Here is a 1569-nt window from a genome sequence, read left to right as displayed (position 1 = left end):
GCAATCAGGACGGTCCGCCCATCACCCGCCCAGCCGCGTGATCCGCGATTTCGGCCGTGCCGCGGGCGGGGCGCTGATCTTTTCGCTGCCGATGCTGATGACGACCGAGCTGTGGTCGCTCGGCTTCTACCTGGACCGGCTGCGGTTGCTGCTGCTGGTGGTGGCGAGCTTGCCGCTGCTGGTGCTGCTGTCGCGCCATGTCGGGTTCGAGCGCACCCGCAGCTGGCGCAGCGACATGTTCGACGCCCTGATCGCGCTGGGGGTGGCGGCGGTCATCTCGGTCGTGGTGCTGGTGCTGCTGGGGGTGATTGACGCCGGAACGTCGCTTGACGCGGCGATGGGCAAGATCTCGATCCAGATGGTGCCGGCCTCGATGGGGGCGCTGCTTGCCAAGAGCCAGTTCGGCGCCGGGTCCGGGGACGATCCCGCAGAGCAGGAGGAAACCTGGTGGGGAGAGCTGTTCCTGATGGTCGCGGGCGCCTTGTTTCTGGGGTTGAACACGGCGCCCACCGAGGAGGTGATGCTGATCTCGTACCAGATGACGCATTGGCATGCGCTGGCGCTTGTCGCGCTGTCGCTGCTGCTGATGCACGGCTTCGTCTTCTCGATGGGTTTTGCCGGCGGGACCGAGGTATCGGCCGAGGAGCCATGGTGGAGCGCGTTCATCCGCATGACATTGCCCGGCTTCGTGATCGCCCTGGCGGTCAGCTTCGGTCTGCTGTGGCTGTTCGCGCGCACCGACGGCCTGTCCTTCGACGGCACGGTGATGGCGACCATCGTCCTGGCTTTTCCCTGTGCGATCGGCGCCGCCGCCGCCCGCCTGATCCTGTGAGGCAATGATGCGCAACGCGGAAGAATACGGCGGGAAAGGCAGCGAACGTCCCGCCGTGGAATGGATATTCGGCCTCATGTCGGGCTGCGGCGTTCTCGCGCTGATGGCATATCTGGGCTATCAGGCGCTGTTCTCGTCCTCTCGTCCGCCTGAACTGGTCGTGTCGGTCATCGGCGTGGAACAGGCCGACGGAGCCAGCATCGCGACCTTCGAGATCGCCAACCACGGCGACAGGGCGGCAGCGGCGGTCAGCGTGCTGGCCGGGACGAAGGTCTCGGAAACGGCCTGGCGGAGGGTCGAATTCGACTATGTCGCGCCCCGGTCGGTACGGCGCGGCGCGATCGCGTTTCCGGCGGCCATCTTGTCCGGCGACGTAGGGATCGAGATCGGCGGCTATACGGAGCCCTGATGGCGGGTTTCCCCTGTCGTGCCATCCCGCTGCGCCGGAGCGGGCCGCTCGCTCACGGAAGGTCCCCCCAGCGCCGACGTTCCGAGGCGGGGCCTTTCCGGCGGTGGGGGAGGCGGATCGGTGCGCCGGCGCGTTTTGCCGGAACCATCGGCGACGTCCCCCGTTCCCTTCCTGCGCCCTCTCGCCAAGGAGCCCGACGAATGGCACCGCGTTCCTACTGGAAAGGCTATCTCAAGCTGTCTCTGGTCACCTGTCCGGTTTCGATGATCCCGGCCACCAGCGATGCCGAGAAGGTCCGCTTCCACACGCTGAACGCCCGGACCGGCAA

General features: G+C 67.0%; 2 protein-coding genes. Both read left to right on the top strand.

Annotated elements, in window-relative coordinates:
• Nucleotides 1–832, top strand: an 832-nt coding sequence (locus tag C9E82_RS23890; RefSeq protein ID WP_342354331.1) for a TIGR02587 family membrane protein, incomplete at its 5' end; no start/stop codon positions are given.
• Nucleotides 833–839: 7 nt separating this feature from the next.
• Nucleotides 840–1241, top strand: a complete 402-nt coding sequence (locus C9E82_RS23885; RefSeq protein ID WP_147482387.1) for a hypothetical protein — start codon at nt 840–842, stop codon at nt 1239–1241.
• The last annotated feature ends 328 nt before the right edge of the window (nt 1242–1569 follow it).

The organism is Paracoccus sigandri, from assembly GCF_003709565.1.
Lineage (GTDB): Bacteria > Pseudomonadota > Alphaproteobacteria > Rhodobacterales > Rhodobacteraceae > Paracoccus > Paracoccus siganidrum.
This window is presented reverse-complemented; position numbering and strand designations above follow the sequence as displayed.